A 4,681-nucleotide genomic window follows, 5' to 3' on the forward strand; every position below is an offset into this window, starting at 1 on the left:
CTACCGGCCTACTCCCCCGGGGGAGCCGTCCCACACCGTCCTGCTGACCAACCTCGCAAACCGGGTCCAGCCGCTGATTCGCTACGACCTCGGCGACTCAGTGCTGGCAAAGACCGGTCCGTGCGAATGCGGCAACCCGCTGCCCGCCATCCGGGTCGCCGGCCGCCGCGACGACGTCCTGCGGCTCGTTGCCGCCGACGGGAMCGCGCTCCTTGTTCTTCCGCTCGCCATCGGATCCGTCGTCKACGAAACGCCCGGATTGCACCGCAGCCAGCTGGTTCAGACAGGACCGGCAACCATCCGCCTCCGGCTGGAACCCGAACCCGGTGCCGATGCCKGAGTGGTGTGGCGCGCGGCCTCCGCGAGGCTGTCGGAGTAYCTCKCCGGGCTGGAACTGGGGAACGTCGACGTCGTCCGCGCGGCCGAGCCGCCAGAGCAGAGCGGCACGAGCGGGAAGTTCCGGCAGGTGATCGCCCGGGTTCCTGACTGAATGGCGGCAGCTAGAAGACCATCGGCGGGGCGTCCAGGACGGTCTCGTCCACGCGCCTCTTTTCCCACTGCGTGAACGGCTTGTMGAGCTMATACTTGCCCCGCGCGGTGCGCAGCAGGGTGCGGACCTCGGCGTTCTCCGGGTTGTTCAGGGATTCGAAGTACTCCACCGACCAGTGGAACCAGCGCATGCAGAAGAGGCGCATGGTCAGCCCGTGGGTCACGAACAGCGCGTTCGAGGCATAGCTGGGCTTTGACCAGTGCCGGTAGAGGGTCTCCATGAAGGAGGAAATCCGGTCATACACATCGGAGCCCGACTCGCCCTCGCGGAAKCGGTAGAAGAAGTGGCCGTAGGCGTTGCGGAGCTCCTTTTGGTCCTCGATGTCGCCGGCGATCTGAAAGTTGGCCCAGTCCTGCTCCCGCAGCCGCGGTTCCTCGATCACCCGTTCCACGAGCGGCCCGAGGTTGAGCGCCTCGAGGGTCTGGTAGGCACGCAGGTACGGGGAAACATAGACGCACACCGGGCGGCCGTCCAGTTGGCGCCGGACCTCCTMACCGGCCGCCGTCGCCTGCTCCAGCCCCAGCGGCGTCAGCGGAATCCGGTAGTCCGGAACACGGTTGTAGATCGAGGTGTCGGCATTGGCGGCGGACTGGCMGTGCCGGATCATGATGATTTTCCGGGGCGCACTCATAAACCMCAAGCATAGGGCTCCCGGAAGCAGGTGCCGCAGGCAAAACCCCGCACGGCCGCCACCGCCTGGGCAACAGGTGGGGCACCAGCAAACTATCGGCAACGGCAGGCAAGATAGGAACATGTTGGTTCCCTCCCGCCGTCGGCTGCGGTTCGAAGTGTTGATTGTCCTGGGACTGTCGCTGGGGCAGTCCGCGGTGTACTCCGTGGTGCAGCTGCTGGACAAGATGACCACGGCGCCGCTGGCCCAGGGCACGTCCACGCTGAACMGCTCGCAKAGCACGCGCGAATACTTCGACCTCACCTACCAGCTGCTGGACATCCTCTTCGCCCTAGTCCCGGTGGCCCTGGTGATCTACTTCCTCACCGAGCGCTGGCCGKCCGGAGAACACGGCACCTYGGCGTTCCGGAGGATCGGCTTCAACTTCGCCCGACCCGGCAAGGACCTCCTGCAGGGACTKGGACTCGCCGCCGCCATCGGCATCCCGTCCCTGGCGCTMTACGCCGCCGGCCGGGCGCTGGGGATCACGACGGCGATCATCCCCAGCGCCCTGGACGCCTACTGGTGGACGGTTCCGGTGCTCGTCCTATCCGCGATCCGGCACGGGATCGTGGAGGAAGTGATTGTGGTGGGCTATCTCCTGGACCGGCTCGGGAAGCTGGGCTGGAGCACGCCGGCGGCCATCGCCGCCAGTGCCCTGCTCCGCGGCAGCTACCACCTGTATCAGGGGTTCGGGCCGTTCATCGGCAACGCCGTGATGKGCGTGGTCTTCGCCCTCGTCTACACCCGCACCAAGCGGGTGATGCCCCTCGTGATCGCCCACGCCATCCTGGATACCGTGGCGTTCGTGGGATTCAGCCTGTTCGGCAAGGCCGTGGGCCTGGGCTGACGACCCCTGGCTTGGGCTGACGACTCCGGGCTTGAGCTGACGACCCCGGGMTGACAGGCTGACAGGCCTCCGTCCGGGCCGGACAGCCGCAGGCGGCCTTAAAATAATATCGGCCGCCGTCTCGCGGGTGACATCATTGGCACCCGCGGGATGGCGGCCGAAGTGTGGGGCAGGCGGAGCGTTAGATCGTGACGGCCCCGGAGGCGGTCTCGAAGGTGACGGAGAGGATTCCGGGCGTGCCGTGCGGCGCGAGCCAGTTCACGGCCACGTCTTCCAGCGGCTTTTCCACGGGCTCGCCAAGCCATTCCGTGACGCGCTCTGCCGAACCGGCAATGGTCAGCGCGGACATCTTGACGTCGCTTGCGTAGGCGTTGGAGGGGTGAAGCTCCGGGTCACCCTCCCACTTGAGCATGTAGGGCACCTGCGGGTCGGCGATGAGGCCCAGGATGCCGATCTGCTTCCAGACCAGTTCGCGGCCGTCAGGGAACTTCCGGTTGCCGTTCACGGCGGCGCGGCCCAGCCGCTCCTCGAACGGTCCGAGATCGTCAACCTCGACGCACCAGCCCATCCAGCCGCCGCCGGCCTCGGAGCGTGCCCGGACTGCCTGGCCGAAGGGGGCCTTGTCCGATGCCGGGTGGTTCAGGACCTCCACGACCTCGACATACTTGTGTCCCGCGAGCGGGATAATCATGTTGCGTGTCCCGAAACGGGGGTGCACTCCACCCTTCACGGCTTCGACGCCGAGGGCAGACGCAATACGTTCAGTGGTGGCTGCCAAGCCATCGTGTTCACAGGCGTAAGAAACGTGATCCATGCGCATGCCCTCATCTTGGCACTTTGTGATGGACCTCTCAGCTTAGGCTTGCCTTACTGTCATGGGATGTCATGGGGTGACTGCAGGCCCGCGTGCCCGTCGTCTTCATGTTCGTCATAAAGCTATCCAGCGGCCTGCCGCCATTCCTACACTGAAGCAAGGTCATGAGCGCCAGCGCACAGCCCCGGCTTGCTGGCCGGCAACCCTCGTATCGCGGTGGGGTGCCCCGGGTGAAGACCTGGCCGTCCGGCGCCCGCCGGAGGGCAAGCGCGGCGCCTGTGCCGGCCCGGGCCGATGGCCCCGGACGGTGCTGTGCCCAGTCCCGACAGGAGCAACAATGTCCACTGCCTGGTCCTTCGAAACCCGCCAGATCCACGCCGGCCAGGAGCCCGACTCCGCCACCGGCGCCCGGTCCCTCCCGATCTACCAGACGACGTCGTTCGTGTTCCCAAGCGCCGAAAGTGCCGCGAACCGCTTCGCCCTCGCCGAACTTGCCCCCATCTACACCCGGATCGGCAACCCCACACAGGACGCGGTGGAACAGCGCGTGGCCAGCCTCGAAGGCKGCCTTGCTGCCCTGCTGCTCAGCTCCGGCCAGGCCGCCGAGACCTTCGCGATCCTCAACATCGCCGAGGCCGGCGACCACGTGGTCGCCAGCCCCAGTCTCTACGGCGGCACCTACAACCTGCTCGCCCACACGCTGAAGAAGTTCGGCATCTCCGTGACCTTCGTTGCGGACCCCGACAACCTGGACCAGTGGCGCGAGGCCGTCCGGCCCAACACGAAGCTGTTCTTCGGCGAAGTGGTCTCCAACCCCCGCCAGGACGTGCTGGACATCGAGGGCGTTTCCAAGGTGGCCCACGAGGCCGGCGTGCCCCTGATTGTCGACAACACCCTGTCCACCCCCTACCTCATCCGGCCGATCGAGTGGGGAGCGGACATCGTGGTCCATTCGGCCACCAAGTACCTCGGCGGCCACGGTGCCGCGATCGCCGGCGTGATCGTGGATTCGGGCAAGTTCGACTTCGGCAAGGACCCCGAGCGGTTCCCCGGCTTCAACACCCCGGACCCCACCTATAACGGACTGGTCTACGCCCGCGACCTCGGCGCCGGCGGCGCGCTCGGGGCCAACCTCGCCTACATCCTCAAGGCCCGGGTCCAGCTCCTGCGCGACCTCGGCTCCGCCGTGTCCCCGTTCAACGCCTTCCTCATCGCCCAGGGCATCGAGACCCTTAGCCTGCGCGTTGAACGCCACGTGGCCAACGCCACCAAGGTGGCCGAATGGCTGGAGGCGCGGGACGACGTCGAATCCGTCGCCTACGCCGGGCTGCCGTCCAGCCCCTGGTACGAGCGCGGGCGCAAGTACGGGCCCAAGGGGACCGGCGCCGTCGTCGCGTTCAACATCGCCGGGGGAGCGGAGGCCGGCAAACGCTTCGTCGATKCCCTTGAGCTGCACTCGCACGTCGCGAACATCGGCGACGTCCGCTCCCTCGTGATCCACCCGGCGTCGACCACCCACAGCCAGCTCTCGCCCGAGCAGCAGGCCGTGGCCGGCGTAAACCCCGGCCTGGTGCGGCTCTCGGTCGGCCTGGAACACATTGACGACATCCTCGCGGACCTCGACGCCGGATTCCGCGCGGCCAAGAGCGCCTAGCTGTACTCAGCCAAGAGGTTAGTTACATCTGCTGATGGGTGGTCGTCCTCCGAGGGCGCTGTGGTTGCGGCGGTGGTTGTAGAAGTCTAGCCAGCCGGTCAAGGCGTGTGTGCGGTGGTCGCTGGAGTTGTAGGCGTTCTTGT

The 4,681-nt window shown here is 67.0% G+C and carries 5 protein-coding genes, 1 pseudogene and 1 riboswitch; of the genes and pseudogenes, 3 read left to right on the forward strand and 3 right to left on the reverse strand.

Annotated features, from left to right (window positions below; genetic code table 11):
* A pseudogene (locus AC1DBQ_RS22070) lies at nucleotides 1-490 on the forward strand (phenylacetate--CoA ligase family protein); the annotation flags it as partial.
* 10 nt (nucleotides 491-500) lie between these two features.
* Here AC1DBQ_RS22070 and AC1DBQ_RS22075 read toward each other — a convergent pair.
* Nucleotides 501-1,157 (reverse strand): histidine phosphatase family protein, encoded by a 657-nt coding sequence (locus AC1DBQ_RS22075; RefSeq protein WP_476930547.1) that lies wholly within the window; start codon nucleotides 1,155-1,157, stop codon nucleotides 501-503.
* A gap of 145 nt (nucleotides 1,158-1,302) precedes the next feature.
* On the opposite strand from AC1DBQ_RS22075, the gene AC1DBQ_RS22080 reads away from it, so the two are divergent.
* The gene (locus AC1DBQ_RS22080; RefSeq protein ID WP_476930548.1) at nucleotides 1,303-2,070 is read left to right on the forward strand and encodes a CPBP family intramembrane glutamic endopeptidase; all 768 of its coding nucleotides are present in this window, start codon (nucleotides 1,303-1,305) and stop codon (nucleotides 2,068-2,070) included.
* A gap of 181 nt (nucleotides 2,071-2,251) precedes the next feature.
* Here AC1DBQ_RS22080 and AC1DBQ_RS22085 read toward each other — a convergent pair whose 3' ends face one another.
* On the reverse strand, nucleotides 2,252-2,890 hold the full coding sequence (locus tag AC1DBQ_RS22085; protein WP_091249549.1) for a VOC family protein: 639 nt from the start codon (nucleotides 2,888-2,890) through the stop codon (nucleotides 2,252-2,254).
* A 154-nt stretch (nucleotides 2,891-3,044) separates the two neighbouring features.
* A riboswitch (SAM riboswitch) is annotated at nucleotides 3,045-3,160 on the forward strand.
* Between the two features lie 61 nt (nucleotides 3,161-3,221).
* Between AC1DBQ_RS22085 and AC1DBQ_RS22090 the strand changes: the two genes are divergently transcribed.
* Nucleotides 3,222-4,538 (forward strand): bifunctional o-acetylhomoserine/o-acetylserine sulfhydrylase, encoded by a 1,317-nt coding sequence (locus AC1DBQ_RS22090; RefSeq protein WP_476930549.1) that lies wholly within the window; start codon nucleotides 3,222-3,224, stop codon nucleotides 4,536-4,538.
* A gap of 18 nt (nucleotides 4,539-4,556) precedes the next feature.
* Here the strand turns inward: AC1DBQ_RS22090 and AC1DBQ_RS22095 are convergent.
* Nucleotides 4,557-4,681, reverse strand: a 125-nt coding sequence (locus AC1DBQ_RS22095; RefSeq protein ID WP_476928456.1) for an integrase core domain-containing protein, incomplete at its 5' end; no start/stop codon positions are given.

The sequence above is a fragment of the Arthrobacter sp. 10T413_2 genome, from assembly GCF_056394205.1.

What these genes read in the sequence shown, in the direction of transcription:
- AC1DBQ_RS22085 (WP_091249549.1), bottom strand. Translation starts at nt 2,890, where the DNA reads ATGCGCATGGATCACGTTTCTTACGCCTGTGAACACGATGGCTTGGCA.